The 20,851-nt window shown below is 74.6% G+C and carries 21 protein-coding genes; 15 read left to right on the top strand and 6 right to left on the bottom strand.

Annotation, left to right across the window (positions count from 1 at the left end):
• The first annotated feature begins 60 nt into the window (after nt 1–60).
• From ACWDBB_RS05620 to ACWDBB_RS05605, 4 genes are all read left to right on the top strand, one after another.
• Nucleotides 61–714, top strand: coding sequence for a DedA family protein (locus ACWDBB_RS05620; protein ID WP_449788346.1), 654 nt, complete (start codon nt 61–63; stop codon nt 712–714).
• Nucleotides 715–920: 206 nt separating this feature from the next.
• A complete protein-coding gene (locus tag ACWDBB_RS05615; RefSeq protein WP_449788345.1) occupies nt 921–2,675 on the top strand; it encodes a threonine/serine exporter family protein in 1,755 nt (584 codons plus the stop codon).
• A gap of 88 nt (nt 2,676–2,763) precedes the next feature.
• Complete coding sequence (locus ACWDBB_RS05610) at nt 2,764–3,846, top strand: hypothetical protein (RefSeq protein ID WP_449788344.1); 1,083 nt, start codon at nt 2,764–2,766, stop codon at nt 3,844–3,846.
• A 309-nt stretch (nt 3,847–4,155) separates the two neighbouring features.
• Nucleotides 4,156–5,421: a C40 family peptidase gene (locus ACWDBB_RS05605; RefSeq protein WP_449788343.1), complete on the top strand. Its 1,266-nt coding sequence runs from the start codon at nt 4,156–4,158 to the stop codon at nt 5,419–5,421.
• An 89-nt stretch (nt 5,422–5,510) separates the two neighbouring features.
• Here the strand turns inward: ACWDBB_RS05605 and ACWDBB_RS05600 are convergent, their stop codons facing one another.
• Entirely contained in the window at nt 5,511–5,837 is a 327-nt protein-coding gene (locus ACWDBB_RS05600; protein ID WP_449788342.1) for a hypothetical protein, read from the bottom strand.
• A gap of 127 nt (nt 5,838–5,964) precedes the next feature.
• Here ACWDBB_RS05600 and ACWDBB_RS05595 point away from each other — a divergent pair, with 127 nt between their 5' ends.
• A complete protein-coding gene (locus ACWDBB_RS05595) occupies nt 5,965–6,486 on the top strand; it encodes a GNAT family N-acetyltransferase (protein WP_449788341.1) in 522 nt (173 codons plus the stop codon).
• A gap of 41 nt (nt 6,487–6,527) precedes the next feature.
• Nucleotides 6,528–7,808 (top strand): GNAT family N-acetyltransferase, encoded by a 1,281-nt coding sequence (locus ACWDBB_RS05590; RefSeq protein ID WP_449788340.1) that lies wholly within the window; start codon nt 6,528–6,530, stop codon nt 7,806–7,808.
• Nucleotides 7,809–7,870: 62 nt separating this feature from the next.
• On the opposite strand, the gene ACWDBB_RS05585 is transcribed toward ACWDBB_RS05590, so the two are convergent.
• Nucleotides 7,871–8,683 (bottom strand): TetR family transcriptional regulator, encoded by an 813-nt coding sequence (locus ACWDBB_RS05585; RefSeq protein ID WP_449788339.1) that lies wholly within the window; start codon nt 8,681–8,683, stop codon nt 7,871–7,873.
• Nucleotides 8,684–8,693: 10 nt separating this feature from the next.
• Nucleotides 8,694–8,831 (bottom strand): hypothetical protein, encoded by a 138-nt coding sequence (locus ACWDBB_RS05580; RefSeq protein ID WP_449788338.1) that lies wholly within the window; start codon nt 8,829–8,831, stop codon nt 8,694–8,696.
• Between the two features lie 32 nt (nt 8,832–8,863).
• Here ACWDBB_RS05580 and ACWDBB_RS05575 point away from each other — a divergent pair, with 32 nt between their 5' ends.
• Nucleotides 8,864–9,436 carry an N-acetyltransferase family protein gene (locus ACWDBB_RS05575; protein WP_449788337.1) on the top strand — a complete coding sequence of 191 codons (573 nt, stop codon included), beginning with the start codon at nt 8,864–8,866 and terminating at the stop codon, nt 9,434–9,436.
• Nucleotides 9,437–9,457: 21 nt separating this feature from the next.
• Here the strand turns inward: ACWDBB_RS05575 and ACWDBB_RS05570 are convergent, their stop codons facing one another.
• Nucleotides 9,458–9,937 carry a macro domain-containing protein gene (locus tag ACWDBB_RS05570; RefSeq protein ID WP_449788336.1) on the bottom strand — a complete coding sequence of 160 codons (480 nt, stop codon included), beginning with the start codon at nt 9,935–9,937 and terminating at the stop codon, nt 9,458–9,460.
• Between the two features lie 9 nt (nt 9,938–9,946).
• A complete protein-coding gene (locus tag ACWDBB_RS05565) occupies nt 9,947–11,230 on the bottom strand; it encodes an MFS transporter (protein WP_449788335.1) in 1,284 nt (427 codons plus the stop codon).
• 115 nt (nt 11,231–11,345) lie between these two features.
• Here ACWDBB_RS05565 and ACWDBB_RS05560 point away from each other — a divergent pair, with 115 nt between their 5' ends.
• Entirely contained in the window at nt 11,346–12,335 is a 990-nt protein-coding gene (locus tag ACWDBB_RS05560) for a LysR family transcriptional regulator (RefSeq protein ID WP_449788334.1), read from the top strand.
• A gap of 103 nt (nt 12,336–12,438) precedes the next feature.
• Here the strand turns inward: ACWDBB_RS05560 and ACWDBB_RS05555 are convergent, their stop codons facing one another.
• The gene (locus ACWDBB_RS05555) at nt 12,439–13,053 is read right to left on the bottom strand and encodes a YceI family protein (protein ID WP_449788333.1); all 615 of its coding nucleotides are present in this window, start codon (nt 13,051–13,053) and stop codon (nt 12,439–12,441) included.
• 182 nt (nt 13,054–13,235) lie between these two features.
• On the opposite strand from ACWDBB_RS05555, the gene ACWDBB_RS05550 reads away from it, so the two are divergent.
• The 7 genes from ACWDBB_RS05550 to ACWDBB_RS05520 all read left to right on the top strand — a co-directional run bounded on the left by ACWDBB_RS05550 (nt 13,236) and on the right by ACWDBB_RS05520 (nt 20,684).
• Nucleotides 13,236–16,412, top strand: coding sequence for an SNF2-related protein (locus tag ACWDBB_RS05550; protein ID WP_449788332.1), 3,177 nt, complete (start codon nt 13,236–13,238; stop codon nt 16,410–16,412).
• A complete protein-coding gene (locus tag ACWDBB_RS05545) occupies nt 16,409–16,615 on the top strand; it encodes a hypothetical protein (RefSeq protein ID WP_449788331.1) in 207 nt (68 codons plus the stop codon). The genes ACWDBB_RS05550 and ACWDBB_RS05545 overlap by 4 nt, the downstream gene beginning before the upstream one ends.
• A 41-nt stretch (nt 16,616–16,656) precedes the next feature.
• Nucleotides 16,657–17,604 carry an RNA polymerase sigma-70 factor gene (locus ACWDBB_RS05540; protein ID WP_449788330.1) on the top strand — a complete coding sequence of 316 codons (948 nt, stop codon included), beginning with the start codon at nt 16,657–16,659 and terminating at the stop codon, nt 17,602–17,604.
• Nucleotides 17,601–18,755, top strand: a complete 1,155-nt coding sequence (locus tag ACWDBB_RS05535) for a DNA polymerase III subunit beta family protein (RefSeq protein ID WP_449788329.1) — start codon at nt 17,601–17,603, stop codon at nt 18,753–18,755. Before ACWDBB_RS05540 ends, ACWDBB_RS05535 begins: the two co-directional genes overlap by 4 nt.
• Before the next feature lie 61 nt (nt 18,756–18,816).
• Nucleotides 18,817–19,620 carry an alpha/beta fold hydrolase gene (locus ACWDBB_RS05530; protein ID WP_449788328.1) on the top strand — a complete coding sequence of 268 codons (804 nt, stop codon included), beginning with the start codon at nt 18,817–18,819 and terminating at the stop codon, nt 19,618–19,620.
• Nucleotides 19,621–19,758: 138 nt separating this feature from the next.
• Entirely contained in the window at nt 19,759–20,166 is a 408-nt protein-coding gene (locus tag ACWDBB_RS05525) for a helix-turn-helix domain-containing protein (RefSeq protein ID WP_449788327.1), read from the top strand.
• A 2-nt stretch (nt 20,167–20,168) separates the two neighbouring features.
• Nucleotides 20,169–20,684: a hypothetical protein gene (locus tag ACWDBB_RS05520; protein WP_449788326.1), complete on the top strand. Its 516-nt coding sequence runs from the start codon at nt 20,169–20,171 to the stop codon at nt 20,682–20,684.
• Nucleotides 20,685–20,851: the final 167 nt, after the last annotated feature.

Genomic DNA, 20,851 nt, shown 5'->3' with positions numbered 1-20,851 from the left:
GTCTTTGTCAATGCTTTACTGTTTCATTGCCAAGACTCGACCCTCCCGGAGTGCCGCACCGTGACCAGCCTCGCCCTCGGCCCGTCCTGGCTCGATCCGACCACCCTGATCTCCACCTTCGGCCTGATCGGCATCCTGGCCGTCGTCTTCGCCGAGTCCGGTCTGCTGATCGGCTTCTTCCTGCCGGGTGACTCGCTGCTGTTCACCACCGGCCTGCTGGTGGCCGGCGGCACCTACCTGCACCAGCCGCTCTGGTCGGTCTGCGCGCTGGTCGTGGTTGCCGCGGTGGCCGGGGACCAGGTCGGCTACCTCTTCGGCCGCAAGGTCGGCCCGAGCCTCTTCCGCCGCCCCGACTCCCGGGTCTTCAAGCAGGAGAACGTCGAGAAGGCCGCCGCGTTCTTCGACCGGCACGGGCCCAAGGCGATCGTGCTGGCCCGCTTCGTGCCGATCGTGCGCACCTTCACCCCGATCGTCGCGGGGGTGAGCAGGATGAACTACCGAAGCTTCGTGGTGTTCAACGTGCTCGGCGGGGTGCTGTGGGGCGGCGGCGTCACCGTGCTCGGCTACTTCCTCGGCCGGATCCCGTTCGTCCGGGACAACATCGAGGCCATCCTGGTCGGCATCGTGCTGGTCTCGGTGATCCCGGTGGCGATCGAGCTGCTGCGGGTGCGCCGCTCCGGCGCGGCGCGGGCCGCCCGCCACCGCGCCGGGTAGGCGTCCGCCGCTCCGGCCACGGGACGCCGCGTACATGTGCGTCAAGCTGTTCGATCAGGCAAGGTGTAACCCGAGATCGAGCGGCGGCAGACGGCCGCCAGGGGTGGCGAGGAGCGGAAGTGCCTAAGCGGGGCCGACCGGGAGCGGGCAAGCGGGCGAGGGGAGGCCGGGCGGTCCGACAGGCGCGGCAGACACCCCCGACGCCGGTGCACCCCGCCGACGCCCCGCCGACGGAGGGCCTGCTCGGCCACGCCGCCCCGCCGGTCGAGCCCACCACCGTCGTCCCGCTCGCCCCGCCCGTCCCTGAGACCAAGGGGCTGCTGGCCCCCGAGCCCGAACCGGTGCCCGCGTCGGCGGCCCGCCCCGAGACCGGCCGGACCGAGACCGGGCGGGCCGAGGCCGGACGGACCGAGGCCGAGCGCCCGGTCCGCCGCCGCTCGGTCGCCGAGGACACCCTCACCCCCGAGGAGTGGCGGGCGGCCGGCTACACCCCGCCCACCGGCATCCCCATACCGGAGCTGACCGCCGGCGCTCCCGGCGAGGCGCCCTGGCCGGACCGGATGCGCACCCTGCTGCGCACCCCGATGTCCGAGCGGCCCGCCTTCGAGCGCACCGCCCGCGAGATGCACCCCTCCTCGGGCGTCACCCGCAACGTCCCGCGCATCCTCGACCTCACGCTGCGCATCGGCGAGCTGCTGCTGGCCAGCGGCGAGGCCGCCGAGGACGTCGAGGCGGCCATGCTCGGCATCGCGCACGCCTACCGGCTGGACCGCTGCGAGCCGCAGGTCACCTTCACCCTGATCGGCATCTCGTACCAGCCCTCGCTGGTCGAGCCGCCGGTCACCGCCGACCGCGTGGTGCGCCGCCGCACCTCCGACTACACCCGGCTCGACGCGGTGTACGAGCTGGTCGCGGACATCACCGCGGAGAAGGTGACGGTCAACGACGCCTACCGCCGGCTCGCGGTGATCCGCCGCAACCGGCACCCGTACCCGGCCTGGTTCCTGGCCCTGACCACCGGCCTGCTGGCCGGTGCGGCGACCTTCCTGGTCGGCGGGAAGATGGACGACAAGGGCTGGCTGGTGTTCGCGAGCGCCTTCGTCGCCGCCGTCCTCGGCGACCGGCTGGCCTCCGCGCTGGCCAAGCGCCGGCTGCCGGAGTTCTACCAGTTCGTGGCGGCCGCGATGCCGGCCGCCGCCTCCGGGATCATCCTCTCGCTCAACGACTGGGGCCTGCGCGGCTCGGTCGTGATCACCGGCGGCCTGTTCGCCCTGCTGCCCGGGCGCGCCCTGGTCGCCGCCGTGCAGGACGGCCTGACCGGCTTCTACATCACCGCCGCCGCACGCCTGTTGGAAGTGGTCTACCTGGTCGCGGGCATCGTGATCGGCGTGATGGTGATCCTCTACCTGGGCGTCGGCTTCGAGGCGAACCTGCGCCCGGACGAGAGCCTGGTGGGCGTCAACTACCCGCCGGTCCAGATGGTCGCGGCGATGGTGCTGACCCTGGCCTTCGCGACACTGCTCCAGACCGACCGCCGCGCCCTGGCCCTGGTCACCGTCAACAGCGGCATCGGCTGGGCCAGCTACGGCGCGCTGGTGTACAACGCGGGCGTCAACCCGATCGCGGCGACCGGCGTGGCGGCCGGCCTGGTCGGCCTCTTCGGCCAGCTGATGGCGCGCTACCGCAACGGTTCGGCGCTGCCGTACGTGACCGCCGCGATCGGCCCGCTGATGCCCGGTTCGGCGCTCTACCTCGGGATGCTCGCCTTCGCCCAGGGCCACTCCAGCGCCGGCCTGGTGTCGGTCTTCCGGGCGGCGGCGATCGCGATGGCGCTGGCGGTCGGGGTGAACCTGGGCGGGGAGATCGCCCGGCTGTTCATGAAGCTGCCGGTCGGCGCCGAGCTCCCGTCGCTCTACCCGGCCATGCCGCGCCGGGCGGCCAAGCGCACCCGAGGATTCTGACCTGACGTCGGCCGGTGCCGGGGGCGGGTCGGGCCCCGGGCCACGTCACGTCAGGCAGGACGCAGGACCAGGAACGAAGGTAAGACCCATGACGACACTGCTGGACGGCTACCGCGAGCACATCGTCGCCGCGCACAAGCAACCGCTGTTCCTGCTGTTGGTCGGATTCATCACCTCCTTCGTCTGCATCCGGTTCAGCGTCCGGATGATCCGCGCCCAGGTGCGCTGGTGGCCGGGCAACGTGACCCCGGGCGGCCTGCACATCCACCACATGGTGTTCGGCCTGGGCTTCCTGCTGCTCGGCGGCATCGGGGTGTTCGCCACCTACGGCGGGCACCCGTGGATCAACTGGTTCGGGCTGGCCTTCGGCATCGGCTGCGGCCTGGTGCTGGACGAGTTCGCGCTGATCCTGCACCTGGACGACGTGTACTGGAGCGAGCAGGGCCGCAAGTCGGTGGACGCGGTGATCTTCGGCATCCTGTTCACCTCCCTGCTGCTGGTCGGGTACGTGCCGCTGGGCGTGGTGCCCGGCGAGGAGACCAGATGGGGCCTGGTCACGATCCTCTCGGTGAACGCGCTGGCCTCGGTGATCACCCTGATCAAGGGGAAGGTGTGGACCGGCCTGCTCGGGATCATGGTCCCCGGCCTGTCCTGGATCGGGGCGATCCGGCTGGCCCGCCCGAGTAGCCCGTGGGCCCGCTGGCGGTATGCCACGCGCCCCCGCCGACGGGCGCGCGCGCTCCGGCGCGAGCGCCTGCTGCACCGGCGCGCGGACCTGGCCCGCACCTGGCTCTTCGACCTGATCGCCGGGGCTCCCGACAAGGTGCCGGCCAACCACCCGGCCGCGCACCGGGTGGCCGAGCGGATGGCCGCCCGGGCCACCGCCCACCTCGACGCGCACGCCGCCCGGGCGCTGGCCCGCCGACAGGCCCGGCTGGTCGACCGCCGCTCGGCGGCCGCGGCGGGGGCGGGGGACCGGCGCCCGGGCGCGGTGGACCCGGCGCCCGGGGTGGCCGAGGCCGGTCCGGCCCGCTCCCGCCAGGCGCAGCAGCGCCGCCGTACCGTCCGGGCCGGGCGCAGCCGGGCCTTCGCCGTCGCGCCGGCCGGGCCGGAGAGCCGGCCCGAGCGGCAGCCCCGGCTGCGGAAGCACACCCGACGGATCGGCCGGTAGCCCGCGGCGCTCCGCGCGCGCCGGGTGCCGGTGCGACGGCCCGGCGTGCCCGGCTGTTCGCTCGGTTGTCGCGCTGGGCCTGTTCGCTCAGCCAATGGCGAGATTAGTCAGATCATCTGATAGTCACCCGACCCGCCGAGCATTTTCCAGGTGTGAAGGCCGCCGGAATTGAGAACATGAGCGCCATGTGACCGTTCTGTCACGTGATGGGATGATTCATCGGACCTCCCGCCGCCCCGGCCGCCGTCCACCCGCGGGCCGCGCACCGTCCGACGCCGTCCCCTCCGGACCCGTCAGAAGGGATGCCGCGTGGCGCGCAGGATCCTGCCGGCCCTCCTGTTGTCCCTCACCGCCCTGCTCGGGCTGCTCCCCGCCGCCCAGGCCGCCCCCGCGGCCCCCGCGGCCCCCGCGCCGACGGTCGGCCGGGCCGCGGACGAGGACCCGTACCCGACCACCGAGGAGATCGACCGGGCCGGGGCCGAGGCCGAGGGCAAGGCCTCCTCGGCCGCCGCCCTGGAGGCCGCGCTCACCGCCGCCCGGGCCGACCTGGACCGGGCCGGACGCGCCGCCGAGCAGGCCGTCGAGGCCTACAACGGCGCCCAGCTCGCACTCGCCCGGGCCCGCGCCGAGGAGGCGGCCGCCGTACGGCGCGCCGCCACCGCCGAGACCGAGCGGGCGGCCGCCGCCGATGACGCGGCCCGGCTCGCGGCCGAGACGTACCGGCAGGGCGCGGGCGCCGAACTCTCCGCGCTCAACGCGCTGCTCGGCTCCCACGGTCCGCGCGAGGCGGGCGACCGCGCCGCCGCGATCGGCCAGGTCAGCGAACGCACCCGGCACGTCCTGGACGCCGCCACCTCCACGGCCGCCGCCGCCCGCAGTGCGTCCGCCGCCGCCGGGGCCGCCACCGAGGCCGCCGGGCGGGCCGCCGCCGAGGTCGGCGCGGCCGAGGTCCGGGCGGAACAGCGGCTGGCGGCCCAGCAGGCCGAGGTGACGGCCGCGGCGCAGCGCCGCGAGCAGCTGCTCGTCGAGCTGGCCGCCGCCCGGGACACCACCGTCGAGCTGGAGCGCCAACGCCGCGAGGCCCTGGAGGCGATCGCCGCCCGCGAGGCCGAGGCCGCCGCCCGGGCCGCCGCCGAGCAGGCCGCCCGGGAGGCGGAGGCCGCCTCGGCCGGCACCAGGGCCCAGACGCCGCCCTCCCGTCCGTGGTCCGCCGAGGGCGCGGCCGCCGCCGTCGCCTTCGCCAGGTCCAAGATCGGCCTGCCCTACGTCTGGGGCGGTGAGGGCCCGGGCGGCTACGACTGCTCCGGGCTGACGATGATGGCCTGGCGCGAGGGCGGCCGGCAGCTCAACCACTTCGCCGCCGACCAGTACGCCCAGAGCACCCCGATCGGCTACCGCCAACTGCGCCCCGGCGACCTGGTCTTCTGGACCGACACCGGGCGCGCCGCCGACATCCACCACGTCGGGCTCTACATCGGCGACGACCAGATGATCGAGGCCCCGCGGGCCGGCATGCCGATCAAGCAGGCCAGCCTCTGGATCATGGGCATCCCGAACTTCTACGCCAGGCCGTAGCGCCTGTCCTCGAACTCGCGTCCGCGGGGCGCCGCCGGGCCCCGCGGCGTCGGGTCCGCGGTGTCGGGTGCCGCGGCGGCGCGGGACGGTCAGCGGCCGTTCAGGGCGGCGGCCAGCTCCTTGCGGCTGTCGCGCAGCCGCAGGACGGCCCAGCCCCAGGCGGCGGCGAGCGGAAGCGACACCAGCAGGACGGCGACCGCGCCGCCGATCCGGCCGATCATCTCGGAGTCGCAGGCCTCCTGCATGTGGAAGCCGGTCGGCTCGTAGAAGGCCGGCGAGCCGCAGAGCCCGTTGCCGGGGACGAAGACCAGCCAGAGCGCCCAGAGCCAGCAGGCGACGGCCAGCGCGCCGACGAGCTTCGCGGTCGACGACCGGCCCTCGTACTCCTTCAGCTTGCGGAAGTACTCGTCCTCCATGGATTCCCCCCGGGATGCGGATCGTCTGTGCCTGAACCGGCACGAGGATGCCAGCCCGGGCCGTCCGGACGCCACTGTCGGTGGGCCGCGCTAGCGTGGCCGCTCGGACCGGTGCTGAGGAGGCGTCATGCGGTTGCGGGATGTTCGGGCGGGGGACGTCGAGGCGTACGTCCGGATGCGCTGCGACCCGGTGATGATGGCCGAACTGGGCGGACCGCTGCCCCGGGAGCGGGTGGAGGCGCGGCTGTGCAAGGACCTCTCCCTGGTGGCCGCGGACGTCTCCTGGATCAGGATGATCGTGCCGGACGGCGCCGCGGACGACGAGGCGGTGGGCACGGTCACGCTCTGGTCGGACCAGGACGGCGGTGTGACGGTCTCCGAGATCGGCTGGATGGTGCTGCCCGGGTACCAGGGCCGCGGCCTCGCCAAGGCGGCCGTGCGCCAGGTGCTGGACGCCGCCGCCGAGGACGGCCGCTGGGGCGAGGTGCACGCCAACCCGGGGGCGGGCAACGGGCCGTCCAACGGGATCTGCCGGGCGCTCGGCTTCCGGCTGCTCGGTGAACGGGACCTGGACTTCGCGGACCGCGTCCTGCGCACCAACCACTGGGTGGTGGTGCCGGGTGAGCACCTGGGATCGGGTACGGATTAATTCGGATGCCGCCCCGGGAGGGCCGCCGTACGGTGGCCCGCATGGGCAACAGCATCGATCACGCGGCCGTCGACACCGTGAACGGGATCCTGGTCCGAGCCGTCTCCCAGGACGAGGTGGAGGCCTGGGACAAGGCGCTCGCCTTCGGGTTCCTGCGCCCGCACCTGCCCCCGGCGACGGACATCCGCCGTCGGCAGTGGCAGCCGGGTCGGCTGCTGGCCGGTTTCGACGGCGAGCGCCAGATCGCCACCTTCCGCAGCTTCGACACCGAACTGACCGTCCCCGGTGGGGTCGCCGTCCCGGCCGACGCCATCACCAACGTCACGGTGAGTGCCACCCACCGCCGCCGCGGCCTGCTCAGCGCGATGATGCGCCGGGACCTCGCGGCCGCCGCCGAGCGCGGCAGGGCGGTCGCCGTCCTGATGGCCGCCGAGTACAACATCTACGGCCGGTTCGGCTTCGGCCCGGCGACGTGGGGCGGGGGCCTGCACGTCAACCTGCGCCGCACCCGGGGCCTGCGCGACGGCCTGCCGGGGGTCCCCGGTGGCCGGATCGACTTCGTGGGCGTGACGGAGCTGCGCGAGCTGGGCGCGGACCTGTACGAGCGCTGGCGGCGCACCCAGCCGGGCGCGATCGAGCGCGACGAGCTGTGGTGGCTGCGCACCACCGGCGAGGTCCGGACGCCGGGCGTCGACTTCAAGGAGCCGTTCGCCGCCGTCCACCGGGACGCCGACGGGACGGTCACCGGCCTGGTGCTCTACCGGGTCGAGGGCAAGTGGGACGGCGCCTACCCCGACTGCACGCTCGAGGTGAGCGAGTTCATCGCGCTGGACCTGCCCACCGCGGTCGAGCTGTGGCGCTTCGTGCTGTCCGTCGACTGGGTGGGCCGGGTCACGGTGCCCAGGCTCGGCCCGGACGACCCGCTGCCGCTGCTGCTCCAGGATCCGCGCGCGGCCACCCCGTACGAGGGCAACGGCGACGAGCTGTGGCTGCGGGTGCTGGACGTCGAGGCGGCGTTCGGCGCCCGGACGTACAACACCTCCGGCCGGGTGGTGCTGGAGGTCGACGACAAGCTCGGCTACGCGTCGGGGCGTTGGGCCCTGGAGGTGGCGCAGGACGGCACCGGTCGCTGCGCCAGGACCACCGACGAGGCCGATCTGGCGCTCGGCGCCTCGGAGTTGGGCTCGCTCTACCTGGGCGGGCAGACCGCGTCCGGGCTGGCCGCGGCCGCCCTGGTCGCCGAGCTGCGCCCGGGCGCGGCGGCCGCCGTCGACCTGCTGCTGCGCACCCCGGTCCAGGCCTGGACGCCGACCGAGTTCTGAGCCCCGCTGCGACGGGAAGGGCCGGCCCGTCCGCGGGCCGGCCGTTCCCGTCCGCCCGGGCGCTACTTGACCGCGGTCTTGCCGATGGTGGGCAGGATGAAGTCCTGGATCAGGCCCTTGGCGTCACGGACGATCGGGCGGAAGACCCGGTAGCGGGACAGGTTGATCACCCGGGCCGCGAGCGGCGTCGAGCGCCGCACGAACTCCCTGGTGCGCTCGGTGTCCGGGGTGCGGTCGAAGACCCAGTAGAGCACCACGATCATCAGGTACAGCCAGAGCACGTCGGGCAGCAGCTCGACGAGTTCGGCGTCCAGCTTGGGCGCCAGCTCCGAGCCCTGGAGCACGTCGCGGAACAGCTCGACCGCCGTGGCCCGGGCCGGGTGGGACTCGTTGGAGAACGGGCTCAGCGAGCTGGTCGGGTCGGCGGCGGTGCGGAAGAACTGCGCGGAGAACTCGTGGTACGGCGCGGCCGTGTCGAGCCAGGAGGTCAGCGCGATCTGCAGCCGCTCGGAGAAGTCCCGGGTGTGGGCCATGCGGCGCTTGGCGTCGGCCGCGTGCTCGTAGGTCATCCGGTCGTAGAACCCCTGGATCAGGAATTCCTTCGCCGAGAAGTAGTAGTACGCGTTGCCCACCGACACGCCCGCCTCGGTGGCGATGGCGCGCATGGTGGTCTTCTCGTAGCCCCGTTCCTGGAACAGCCGCATGGCCGTTTCGAGGATCAGGGCCCGGGTGGCCTCACTCTTGTCGGTCTTCGGCTTGGCCCGGCCACCGGGCAGGGCCTCCGGCCCGGGCCCGCTCTCCGGCCCGGGCACGGCCGAAGCCTCGGCCGTGCCGTTCCCGCCGTCCGTTCGGTTCGTCGCTGCCAGGTCGTCCACGGGCACGAGCCTAGCCGGAGACGACGTTCCATCCGGTGTCGGTGTTCGTGGTACCGGACGACCCCTCCGCACCCGGTGCCACGATGACCGCCATCGTTTCGAACGCGTTCAAAATCTGGACAGCACTGTAGACGTATCGGTTGAACATGTTCAACTCCATCTCTGTGGGAGGCTGGTCACATGATCAGTTCAGGGCGGACCGTCATCCGGCGCGGCGGAGTGCAGGACGCCGAGTCCATCGCCGAACTGCACGCCGCCAGTTGGCGCACCACCTACCGGGGGATCGTCCCGGCGGAGGGGCTGGGCGACGGGATGGTCGCCCAGCGGCGTGAGCTGTGGAAACTGCGGTTGGAAGTCGACTACGGGGAGCCGGAGAACACGCCCGAGCTCCTGGTGGCCGAACAGGCCGGTGCGATGGCCGGGTTCATCTATCTCGTCCCGCAGCCGGACGGCGGGGTGCTGATCGACAACCTGCACGTGCGCCCCGGCCTGAACGGGGGCGGCATCGGCCGCGAGCTGCTGACCGCCGGCCGTGCCCATGTCGCCGAGCGGCACCCCGGGGCCGGACTCTCCCTGGAGGTGCTGCGGGACAACACCCGGGCGATCGCCTTCTACGAGCGCGAGGGCGCCGAGCGGGTCCGGGCGCAGGAGGGTGAGTTCCCCGGCGGATTCCTGCTGCCCGAGTACGTGTACGCCTGGCCGGCCGGGCGCGTGGCGCCCGGTCCCGACCGGCCGGAGCCGGTGGATCGGTGAAGTGGAAGTGGTCGGGTCGGGTCAGTCGACGTCGTAGACCGTCACCGGTACGCCCCGGGCCGTCAGCCGGGCGGTGACCAGCGGCTCGACCCGCTCCCAGCGCCCGCCCGCCAGGCCGCAGCCGATCCGCGGCATGTGGACGGAGGCGCCGAGCCGGAGAGCGTGCTCGCCGAGTGCGGCCAGCCCGGTGTCGATCGCCTCGTACCGCACCGGCACCCCGGTGGAGCGCCCCGTGCGGATGCCCCGCTGGCCGACCAGGTTGGCCACCCAGAGGTGCGGATCGACCGGGACCAGTTGGACGGCCCCGAGGCCGAAGTCGTTCTTCGCCCGCTCCCGGTGCCAGCGCCGGTACGCCGCCTCGGGCTCGGGCCAGCGTCTGGAGAGCGCGAGCACGAAGCCCCTGCCCCAGCCGCCGAGATCGTTGCAGACGTGCGCGATCACCTTCACGCCCTTGCCCTGGGGCGTGGTGGCATCGCCTCGGACGTAGGTGATTTCCCCCATGCCTCGACGTTAGAGGGTGCCACTGACAATCTGCTCGGCATTTTCCGCCGCGCTGTCGCCCGGCGAACCCGCCGCCGCCTTCCGCACCGTCAGGTGCCGCCGCCCGGCCAGCGCGATCAGCAGCGCGAGCCCGGCGGCCGCGGCGGGCAGGGCGTAGCCGGTGCCCGGAGCGGCCTGCTCGGCGACCGTCCCGGCGAGCGCCGCCCCGGCCGAGATGCCGACCACGATGCCGGACACCGCCATCGCCATGCCCTCGTTGAACTGCCGCTGCGGCAGCAGCTCCTGGACCAACGTCATCCCGGTCACCATGGTCGGCGCGGTGGCGGTGCCGGCCGCGAACAGCGCCACGCCGAGTGCCCCGAGCCCGGCCCCGCCCAGTCCGGCGGCGAGCGGCAGCAGCAGCACCGCGGCCATCGCCGCGGCGCAGAGCAGGAAGCGGGGGCCCGGAGCCCGGCGCGGCGTCAGCAGGCCGAACAGCAGCCCGGCCGCGCAGGAGCCGCCCGCGACCAGGGCCAGCAGCAGACCGGCCGTCGCCTTGTGGCCGAGCGCGTCGGCGTACGCCACGGTGGTGATCTCGGTCGCGCCGAAGACCATGCCGGTCGCCAGGAAGGTCAGCACCAGCACCCGCAGCCCGGGTGCCCGCAGCGGCGAGCCGTGCCGCCGCTCGGTGGATCCCCGGACGGGTAGCGGGGGTTCGGTGCGGCGCTGGGCGGCGAAGAGCAGGGCGCCGACGGTGCCGAGGGCGCCGGTGGCGATCATCCCGGCCTCCGGGGCGAGCGTCGTGCAGAGCAGCATCGCGAGCACCGGCCCGGCCATGAAGCAGAGCTCGTCCAGCGCCTGCTCGAAGGAGTTGGCCAGGTGTCGCGCGGCCGGGTCGTCCCGGTAGAGGTGTGCCCAGCGGGAGCGGGCCATGCCGCCGAGGTTGGGCGTGGCCGAGCAGGCCGCGGAGCTGAGGAACAGCGTCCAGTCGGGCGCGCCGAGGTGCACGCAGAGCAGCAGGGCGGCCATCGGAACGGCGCTGTACAGCGCGGCCGGCACCGTCACCCGCGCCTGCCCGTAGCGGTCCACCAGCCGTCCGATCAGCGGCATCCCGATCGCGCCGAAGACCAGCCCGGCCGCCGAGACCGCCCCGGCCAGCCCGTACGAGCCGCGCCGCTCGGAGAGCAGAACCACCAGCGAGACGCCGTACATCGACAGCGCCAGCCGGCCCAGCAGCCCGGCCAGGGTGAAGGCGACGGCGCCGGGGGCCGCGAACAGCCGCCGGTAGGAGGCGAGGAGGGCGGGCGAGGGCATGGTGCTCCTGTGAGCGGGGGAGGGCGGGGGTTCCCACAGCCTGGCGCCGTCGGCGGGCGGGCGTCCAACACCTGTTTCGCCGCACTCACGACACGCCGTTGTTAATCTGCCGCCCATGCCCCGTGACCTGCACCCCCGACTGCTGCGCGGCTTCGTCGCGACCGCCGAGACCCTGCACTTCGGCCGGGCCGCCGAGAGGCTGCACATCGCCCAGCAGGCGCTCAGCCGGGACGTCCGGAGCCTGGAGGGGCTGCTCGGCGACGCGCTGTTCGCCCGCACCACCCGCAGCGTCGAACTCACCCCGGCCGGGCGGCGCCTGCTGCCCCGGGCGCGCCGGTTCCTGGCCCTGCACGACGAGATCCTCGCGGAGGCGGCGACCGGAACCGGGGCCGGTGCCCGGCCGCTGCTGATCGACCTCAACAGCGACGTCACCGGTCCGGACCTGACCACCGACCGGGTGCTCGAACGGGCCCGCGCCGCCTGGCCGGAGGGCGAACTGCTGGCCCGCTTCCACGGCGGCCTGGCCGCGGCCGCCGCCGAGCTGCTGGCCCACCGGCTGGACGCCTCCTTCGGCCGCTTCGCCGGGCTGCCCGCCGGGGTGCGCGGCCAACTCGTCCAACTGCCGGTGCGGTTGGAGCGGATCTCGGTGATGATGGCGGACACCCATCCGCTGGCCGACCGCCGCGCGCTGCGCCTGGCCGATCTGACCGGGCACCCCGTGGACGTCTGCGCGGGCAACCCGGCCACCACCGAGTGGGCCGACCTCGGCGCCCGGCTGCTGCGCGAGCACGGCCTGACGGCGGCGGCGCCGTACGTGCCGCCGGTGGGTGTGGACGAGACCGCCCGTTACCTCGCCCGGCACGGGGACCCGATGCTGACCACGGTCGGCGGCCCGCGGATCCCGGGGACGGTGAACGTGCCGCTGGTGGAGCCGGTGCCGCTGAGCCTGGTCAGCCTGGTGCACCGGCCCGGCGACCGTCATCCGGGGCTGCGGGCGCTGGCCGCCGCGGCGGGCGCGCTCGGCGCGGCCGAGGGCTGGCTGCGCCGCCCGGCGGGCTGCTGGCTGCCCGCGGCGGACGCGGCGCTGCTGCCGCCGCCGGGGTAGGCGGCCGGAGGCCGTCAGGGTGCGGTGCGGCGGGGGGAAACGTTGGAAACCGCCCCTGCCCCGGGGGGAAGGGCAGGGACGGTGCTCCTGGGGGTCAGGCGGCTCAGGCCGCCTTGACGGCGGAGATGTCGAAGCTGAGCTTGACCTTCTCGCCGATCAGCACGCCGCCGGTCTCCAGCGCCGCGTTGTAGGTCAGACCGAAGTCGGTGCGGTCGACGACGGCCTTGCCCTCGAAGCCGACCCGGTTGGCGCCGTACGCGTCGGTGGCGCTGCCGGTGTACTCCAGGTCCAGCACGACCGGGCGGGTGGTGCCCTTGATGGTGAGGTCGCCGGTCATCCGGTACGAGTCGCCGTGGACCAGCTGGGCGGAGGTGCTGCGGAAGTGGATCTCCGGGTGGGTGTCGACGGAGAAGAAGTCACCGGTGCGCAGGTGCTCGTCGCGCTGGGCCTGGTTGGTGTCGATGCTCCCGACCTTGATCACCAGCTCGGCCGAGGAGTTGCCCGGGTGGGTCCCGTCCAGGTGCAGCTTGCCGTCGTACTCGGTGAAGCGGCCCTTGACGTTGGTGACCATCGCGTGGCGGACGGAGAAGCCGATCTCGCTGTGGGTGTTGTCGATGGTCCAGTCGCCGGTCAGGTGGGCGAGGTCCGGGCCGGCCGGGGTCTGGACGGCGGTCGCGGCGGGGGCGGTGACGGTCTTGGTGCGGTTGAACAGGCCCATGGCTTCCTCCTTGGTTCGAAGCCAGTTGTTTAGGCTTCAACTTGTTGGCTCCACCCTAGGGCAATGTCGTTCAACTTTCAACCACAACTTCCCGGCTTCCCCCGAACGGCTCGACGGACCGGTCTGTCGGCCCTCCCGGTTAGGCTGCGAAGGACGGTCCCAGTACGCCCGGAAGGCCCCCGATGTTCGTCCTCCACGCGCTCTGGCGGGCGGACGGGCGGCTGGCGCTCTGGGCCGAGGACGCCCGCGCCCACCCGGGCGCCGCCGCCCCGCGTCCCGACCACCCCGCGCCGCGCGCCCACCCCTACGTCTGCCCGGCCGCCGAACTGGCCGCCGTGCTCGGCGGCATCGGCCCGGGCCTCGGCTGGCTCGCCGGGCAGGCCCCCGAACGCTGGGCCACCCTGCTGCTGCCCACCGTCGGGGTCGTCCCCGCGCCCTCGCCCGACCTGCCGGTCACCCCGCCGCGCGGCGGTGCCGTGCTCGCCCCCTGGCGGGTGCCGGCGCTGCTGTTCGACGCCGGGGCCGCCGCCCAGCTGCTCGGCGAGGTCTTCGACCCGGTCTGGGCCGTCACCGGCACCGACCTGCCCGGAGCCGGGCGGGTCGAGGTGGTCCACGGCCCCTCGCTGCGCTGGCTCACCGGGGTGCACGACCTCGCCTGGCGGACGGTCGGCCGGGGCCGGGTGCTGCCGGTGCCCGTGGCCGCCGCCGACGGCCGGCCGCAGGCCCGGTGGCTGCCCGACCTCACCCCCGCCGGGCGCCACGAGGCCGCCGCCCTGGCCGCCGGCTGCCCGCCCGTCCTGCTGGGGGAGTGGCCGCACGGGCCCGGCAGCGGCGAGGCGCTGCTGGACGCCGCCCTGGGCGCGCTGGTGGACGCCGAGGCCCGCGCCGCGCTGGCCGACACGCCCTTCCCGCCGCCCGGTGGGGCCGGGGCCGCCGCCGAGCGGTGGCTGCACGCCCTCACCGCCCCCGACGCCGGGCTCGACGGCGCCCAGCCCGAGGAGTTCGCCGAACTGCGCCGCCGGCTCGGCGCCTGGTACGCCGCCGCCGAGCCCGTCGATCCGGCGCTGCGGCTCTGCTTCCGGCTGGTCGAGCCGCTCGGCCCCGACCCGGACGACCCCGAGGGCAGCCCCTCCGACGACGCCTGGCGGCTGGAGTTCCTGCTCCAGGCCGTGGACGAGCCCTCCCTGCTGGTCCGCGCCGCCGACCTGCTCGAAGGCGGCGCCGCCGAGGCCGCGCTCGCCCGCAAGGCCGCCGACCCGGTCGACGTCCTGGTCGCCGAACTCGCCCGCGCCGCCCACCGCTGGCCCGCCCTGGACGGGCTGCGCCACCGCTCCCGCCCGTCCGCCCTGCCGCTCGACCGGGCCGGCGCACTGGACTTCCTGCGCACCGCCGCGCCCGCCCTCGCCGAGGGCGGCTTCGGGGTGCTGCTGCCCGCCTGGTGGCGCCGCCGCCCCAGGCTCGGACTCGCCCTGCGCGCCACCACCTCGCCCGCGCCCGGCTCGCTCGCCGTCACCAGTCAGGTGGACCGGGACGCCGTGGTCGCCTTCCGCTGGCAGGCCGCGCTCGGCCCGGAGGAGAGCCCGCTCACCGAGCAGGAGCTGGCCGAACTCGCCTCCGCCAAGCAGGGGTTGGTCCGGCTGCGGGGCACCTGGCTGGAGGCCGACCCGGCCCAGATCGCCGCCGCCCTCGCCTTCCTCGCCGACCGGCGCGAGGGCGTGCTCGCCACCGGCGAACTGCTGCGGCTCGCCCTGGACCCGGCGGCGACGGTCGCCGGGCTGCCGGTCACCTCGGTGTGCGCGGACGGCCCGCTCGGCGAACTGCTCGCGGGGCGGGCCGGTGCCGCCCCGGCGCCCGAGCTGCCACCGGACTTCCGGGCCGAGCTGCGCCCGTACCAGGAGCGCGGGCTGGCCTGGCTGAGGACCATGTCCGGGCTCGGCCTCGGCGCCGTGCTGGCCGACGACATGGGCCTCGGCAAGACCGTCCAGACCCTCGCCCTGCTCGCGTCCGAGAAGGCCTCCGAGAAAGCCCCCGAGGAGGACTCCGAGGAGGACTCCGAGCGGCCCGCCGGCCCGACCCTGCTGGTCTGCCCGATGTCCCTGGTCGGCAACTGGCAGCGCGAGGCCGAGCGCTTCGCCCCCGGCCTGCGGCGGTACGTCCACCACGGCGCCGGCCGCCTCGGCGCGGAGCGACTCGCCGCAGCCGTCAGGGGCGTGGACCTGGTCATCACCACCTACGGGCTGGTCCAGCGCGACCTCGCGGCGCTGCGCGCGATCCGCTGGCGCCGGGTGGTCGCCGACGAGGCCCAGCACATCAAGAACACCGGCACCGCGCAGTCCAGGGCGATCCGCTCGCTGCCCGTCACCCGGCACCGGATCGCCCTCACCGGCACCCCGGTGGAGAACCGGCTCTCCGAACTGCACGCCGTCCTGGACTTCGCCAACCCCGGCCTGCTCGGCCCGGCCGAGCGCTTCAAGGAGCGCTACGCGATCCCGGTCGAGCTGCACCGCAGCCCCGAACGCACCGCCGAACTCCGGCGCCGCACCGCCCCGTTCGTGCTCCGCCGGGTCAAGTCCGACCCAGCCGTGGCGGCCGAGCTGCCGGCCAAGCAGGAGATGACCGTCTGGTGCAACCTCACCGCCGAGCAGGCCGGCCTCTACCAGGCCGTGGTCGCCGACCTGCTGCGGCGGGTCGAGGGCATCCGGGGCGTCGAGCGGCGCGGCACCGTGCTGGCCGCGATCGGCAAGCTCAAGCAGGTCTGCAACCACCCGGCCCAACTGCTGCACGACGGCTCGGCGGTGGGCGGGCGCTCGGGCAAGGTCGCCCGGCTGGCCGAACTGCTGGAGGAGGCGCTGGCCGAGGGCGACCGGACGCTGGTCTTCACCCAGTACGCCGAGTTCGGCGCGATGCTCCGCCCGTACCTGCGGCGCCGGCTCGGCGAGGAGGTGCTCTACCTGCACGGCGGACTGTCGCGGGCGCGCCGCGAGGAGCTGGTCGAGCGCTTCCAGTCCCCGGACGGGCCGAGGGTGTTCCTGCTCTCGCTGCGGGCCGGCGGCACCGGACTCAACCTGACCGCCGCCAACCAGGTGATCCACCTGGACCGTTGGTGGAACCCTGCGGTCGAGGAGCAGGCCACCGACCGCGCCTTCCGGATCGGCCAGCGCCGGGACGTCCAGGTACGCCGGCTGGTCTGCGTCGGCACCGTCGAGGAACGGATCGACGAACTGCTCACCGCCAAGCGCTCGTTGGCCGAGACGGTGGTGGGGGAGGGGGAGCGCTGGCTCACCGACCTGCCGGTCGAGGCGCTGCGCGAACTGGTCGCCCTCACCCGGGAGGACGCCGTGGCCGAGGAGGACGCGTGACCGACGAACCCAGACCGCCCGTGGTCAACGTCGCCGCCTACTGGCGCGGCGACTTCACCCTGCGGCCCGCCCCGGCGGAGGACGAGGACGAGAACGGTCCGGACGAGCCCTCGCTGCGCCGTCTCGGCCGCTCCGGCATCACCGTGCACGGCCGCGACCTCGCCACCGTGCTCGGCCCCGCCTACGAGGCCTTCCGGAGCTGAGCACCCGAGCGCCGTGGCTACCATGCGGTAACGTCGCGAGGGTGACCGACACCCACGAGACCGGCACCCGGCTGGCCGACTTCGAGCAGCACCGGCGGATGGTCTTCGGCATCGCCTACCGGATGCTCGGCAGCGTCGCCGACGCCGAGGACCTGGTCCAGGACACCTGGCTGCGCTGGAGCGGCGTCACCGGCCCGGTCGCCAGCCCAGGCGGCTTCCTGGCCCGTACGGTCACCAACCTCGCGCTCAACAAGCTGGACTCGGCCGCCGTCCGCCGCGAGTCCTACGTCGGCCCCTGGCTGCCCGAGCCGCTGGTCGCCGAGCCGGACGCGACCGACGGCGTCGAGCGGGCCGAGACCGTCTCGCTGGCCCTGCTGGTGGTGCTGGAGAGCCTGTCCCCGCTGGAGCGGGCGGTGTTCGTGCTCAAGGAGGCCTTCGGCTTCTCCTACCAGGAGATCGCCGAGGCCGTGGGCCGCACCGAGGCCGCCTGCCGCCAGATCGGCAGCCGGGCCCGGGCGCACGTGCGCGCCGGCCGGCCGCGCTACGACGCGCCGCCCGAGCTGCGCCGCCGCGCCACCGACGAGTTCCTGGCGGCCTGCGTCGGCGGCGACCTCAACCGGATGCTGGAACTGCTCGCCCCCGACGTCACCGGCTGGACGGACGGCGGTGGGGTGATCCGCGCCGCGCTGCGGCCGATCAACGGTGCCGAGAACATCGCCCGCTTCGTCCTCGGGGTGCTCAGCCGGCTCGGCGAGGGGGCCGGTGCCCGGCCGGTCCTGGTCAACGGGGATCCCGGCGTGCTGATCACCGTGGACGGCGCCGTCGACTCCGTCTCGGTGTTCGAGTTCGCCGAGCAGCCGGACGGCACCGTGCGGATCGCCGAGATCCGCAGCGTCCGCAACCCGGACAAGCTGGCCCACCTCGCCGACCCCGACCCCCGCCCCGACCCCGCCTCCACGTCCGCCCCCGGCCGGACCGGCCCGGCTTGACCCTCGACCAGGTCGAGGGCGCAGAGTCACCGGGCATGGAGAGCGAGCTGCACAGCATCGGCGAACTGGCCCGCGCCAGCGGCCTGGGCGTCGGCACCCTGCGCTACTACGACGGCGCCGAGGTGCTCACCCCGGCCTGGGTCGATCCGCAGACCGGCTACCGCTGGTACCGGCCCGGCCAGCTCGCCGACGCCCGGCTGCTGGCCCGGCTGCGCAGGGTCGGCCTGCCGCTGGCCGGCATCCGCGCCGTGCTCGGCGCCGCACCCGGCGGCGGCGAGGCCCGGCGGGTGCTCGACGCACACCTGCGACGGCTGGAGGACGGCCTCGCCGACGCCCGCCGCGAACTCTCCCTGATCCACGCGATGATCGACCAGAGGGAGCAGCCGATGACCACCACCCCCGCCGCACTCCGGCTCACCGTCCCGGCCGAGGACCTCGCGGCCGCCCTGGACGCAGTCCGCTTCGCGGTCTGCGGGGACCCGGAGCTGCCCGCGCTCGCCGGGGTGCTCTTCGAGCCGGACGGCCCGGTGCTGCGCCTGGTCGCCACCGACCGCTACCGGATGGCCCTCGCCGAGGTGCCCGCCACCGGCGGGACGCCCGAGCGGCCGGTGGCCGGCACGATCGTCCCGACCGCGCTGGTGGACGCGCTGCGCGCGCTGCTCGTCGCCGGACCGGCGGACGTGGTGCTCACCCTCGGCGGGGGACCGGTCCGGGCCGAGGTCGGGGAGCACCGGATCGAGGGCGTCGCGCCGGACCTCGACTACCCCGACCACCGGGCCGTCACCCGGCTCGAACCGGAGCACCGGATCACCCAGTCCGCCGCCGGACTGCGCGCCGCCGTCGAGGCCGGCGCCACCCGCACCCTGCCCTCCGGCCCGGACGGCGCCGACTGCCAGGTCACCGTCCTGACCCTGACCGGGGACGGCCGCCTGACCGTCGCCGACGACCCGGCGCCCGAGGGCTACCGGCTGGCCGTCAACCGGGACTTCCTGCTCGACGCCCTCGACGCCCTCGACGCCCTGGACGCCGGGCGGCCCGAACAGCTGCTCCTCGAACTCGGCGGCCCGATCGCCCCGTTGGCCGTCCGCACCCCGGGCCGGGCGGGCACCTTCTCCGTCCTGATGCCCATCCGGCTGCCCGAGACGCCCTGACCGTCCTGCGCCCGGGCCGCCTGGCCGAACGGCCTGACAGCGGCTCTGGAATGATCACCGCATGAGCCGGAACATCGAACCCCCCGTCACCGAGGTCCACGTCCCCGCCCCCGGCGGCGGCCTGCTGTGGGCGGAGCGCCGCGGCTCCGGCAGCCCGGTGGTGCTGCTGCACGGTTCCGGCATGGACTCCCGACTGTGGGACGCCGTCGTCCCGGAGCTGTCCCGGCACCACGACGTGATCCGCTACGACGCCCGCGGCCTCGGCCGCTCCAGCGCGCCGGAGCAGGTCTTCGACGACATCGCGGACCTGGGCGCCGTCCTGGACCACTTCGGTCTGCGCAGTGCCGCGCTGGTCGGCCTGAGCATGGGCGGGGAGACCGCGCTGGACTTCGCCCTGGCCCACCCGGACAGGGTCGCCGCGCTCGGCCTGGTCGGTGCCTCGGTGAGCGGTCACGACTGGCCGCCGTCCCCGGAGACCACCGCCTACGCCGAGGCCCGGCGGCGCGGCGACGCGGCCGCGCTGGCCGAGCTGGAACTCTCCGTCTGGGCGGCCATGGGCCGCACCGCACCGGGCGGCGAGCTGATCGCGAGGATGGTCGAGGAAAACGCGGCCCGCCGGATCGTCAGCGAGCACCACCTCGCCGGCGCCCCGGCCCGGGCGGCCGAGCCGGTCCTCGGCACCGTCACCGCGCCCACCCTGGTCGTCCACGGCGACCGCGACCACCCGGAGATCGCGGCGATCGCCCGGCGGCTCGCCGCCGACATCCCCGGCGCCCGCGGCCACCTCGTCCCGGACGCCGACCACTACCTCCCGCTGCGCACCCCCGAACGGCTCACCGAACTCCTCCTCAGCCACCTGGCCTGACGCCCCCACCCACGGGCCGGTCGGAGGGCCCGGTCCCCGCCCAGGCGGCCGGACACGAGGGCCCGGCCCCACCCCGGCGCGTTTGCTGTCGCTAGCACCCTGCTTGCATCTGCAAGCAGGGTGCTGCAGGCTGTCCGCATGGCCTCACTGAACGTCGGCTCGCTGGGCGAGTACATCCGGGAGCAGCGCCGCAACGCCCAGTACTCGCTGCGGCAGCTGGCGGAGGCCGCCGGCGTGTCCAACCCGTACCTCAGCCAGATCGAGCGCGGGCTGCGCAAGCCGAGCGCGGAGATCCTCCAGCAGATCGCCAAGGCGCTGCGGATCTCCGCGGAGACGCTGTACGTCCAGGCCGGGATCCTGGAGGAGCGGCGGGGCGAGGGCCTGGAGCTCAGGGCCTCGATCCTGGCCGATCCGCTGATCAACGAGCAGCAGAAGCAGGCGCTGCTCGCGGTCTACGACGCCTTCCTCAAGGAGAACGCCGCGGCGGTTCCCACCCCGACGGCCGACGGCGCCGCCACCCAGAACACCCACCGGGAGGATCGGTAACGATGCCCATCACCGATGAGATCAAGAAGACCCTCGGCGACCCGACCCCGCTGTACGCCCTGGCCGGCGCGGGGGACCTCGCCTACGAGAAGCTGCGCGAGGTGCCCGGCCGGGTCGAGGCGCTGGCGGCGGACCGCAAGGGCGCGCAGGGGATGGCCACCGCCAGGCTCCAGGAGGCGCAGTCGCTGCTGACCGGGGCACAGGCCAGGGTCACCGAGACCGTCGCCGCCCTGCCGACGGACCTCAGGGCGCTGCAGGAGCGGGCCCAGGGTTTCGCCCTGCAGCAGGTGGCCCGCGCGGTGGAGCTGGCCGTGAAGGCCAAGGAGACGTACGACGAGCTCGCCGAGCGCGGCAAGGTCGTGGTGGACAAGGCCCGCCCTGGCGCGGCGGACGAGGCCGAGCGGGTCGAGCTGACCGTCGAGCGGGTCGAGGCCGAGCCGGTGGGGGAGAACGACGACGCGCCCACCCCGAAGAAGTCCGCCCGGGCCCGCAAGGACGCCGCCGACGCCGCGCAGTGACCTCGTGCCCCGCGGGGCACAACCGGTGACCGTGGGACGTTGACCCCGTTGCGGACGGTCGTCGTGCCAGGATGGACGGCGGTCGCATCGCCGGAGTCGAGAGCAGAGGAGATCGAAATGGTCGGAGTGTTTCAGATTCTGGCCTTTTCCTACCTGAACCCGATCTG

The sequence above is a fragment of the Kitasatospora sp. NPDC001095 genome, assembly GCF_053598615.1.
The sequence above is the reverse complement of the archived record's forward strand: the minus strand, read 5'-3'. Positions and strand labels throughout refer to the sequence as shown.

Excerpts from the sequence above, each read along its gene's own strand:
- ACWDBB_RS05590 (WP_449788340.1), top strand. The coding sequence starts at position 6,528 with ATGGGCAACAGCATCGATCACGCGGCCGTCGACACCGTGAACGGGATC.
- ACWDBB_RS05525 (WP_449788327.1), top strand. The coding sequence starts at position 19,759 with ATGGCCTCACTGAACGTCGGCTCGCTGGGCGAGTACATCCGGGAGCAG.
- ACWDBB_RS05565 (WP_449788335.1), bottom strand. The coding sequence starts at position 11,230 with ATGCCCTCGCCCGCCCTCCTCGCCTCCTACCGGCGGCTGTTCGCGGCC.
- ACWDBB_RS05530 (WP_449788328.1), top strand. The coding sequence starts at position 18,817 with ATGAGCCGGAACATCGAACCCCCCGTCACCGAGGTCCACGTCCCCGCC.
- ACWDBB_RS05550 (WP_449788332.1), top strand. The coding sequence starts at position 13,236 with ATGTTCGTCCTCCACGCGCTCTGGCGGGCGGACGGGCGGCTGGCGCTC.
- ACWDBB_RS05580 (WP_449788338.1), bottom strand. The coding sequence starts at position 8,831 with ATGTTCAACCGATACGTCTACAGTGCTGTCCAGATTTTGAACGCGTTC.
- ACWDBB_RS05595 (WP_449788341.1), top strand. The coding sequence starts at position 5,965 with ATGCGGTTGCGGGATGTTCGGGCGGGGGACGTCGAGGCGTACGTCCGG.
- ACWDBB_RS05575 (WP_449788337.1), top strand. The coding sequence starts at position 8,864 with ATGATCAGTTCAGGGCGGACCGTCATCCGGCGCGGCGGAGTGCAGGAC.
- ACWDBB_RS05610 (WP_449788344.1), top strand. The coding sequence starts at position 2,764 with ATGACGACACTGCTGGACGGCTACCGCGAGCACATCGTCGCCGCGCAC.
- ACWDBB_RS05520 (WP_449788326.1), top strand. The coding sequence starts at position 20,169 with ATGCCCATCACCGATGAGATCAAGAAGACCCTCGGCGACCCGACCCCG.
- ACWDBB_RS05555 (WP_449788333.1), bottom strand. The coding sequence starts at position 13,053 with ATGGGCCTGTTCAACCGCACCAAGACCGTCACCGCCCCCGCCGCGACC.
- ACWDBB_RS05560 (WP_449788334.1), top strand. The coding sequence starts at position 11,346 with ATGCCCCGTGACCTGCACCCCCGACTGCTGCGCGGCTTCGTCGCGACC.
- ACWDBB_RS05600 (WP_449788342.1), bottom strand. The coding sequence starts at position 5,837 with ATGGAGGACGAGTACTTCCGCAAGCTGAAGGAGTACGAGGGCCGGTCG.
- ACWDBB_RS05570 (WP_449788336.1), bottom strand. The coding sequence starts at position 9,937 with ATGGGGGAAATCACCTACGTCCGAGGCGATGCCACCACGCCCCAGGGC.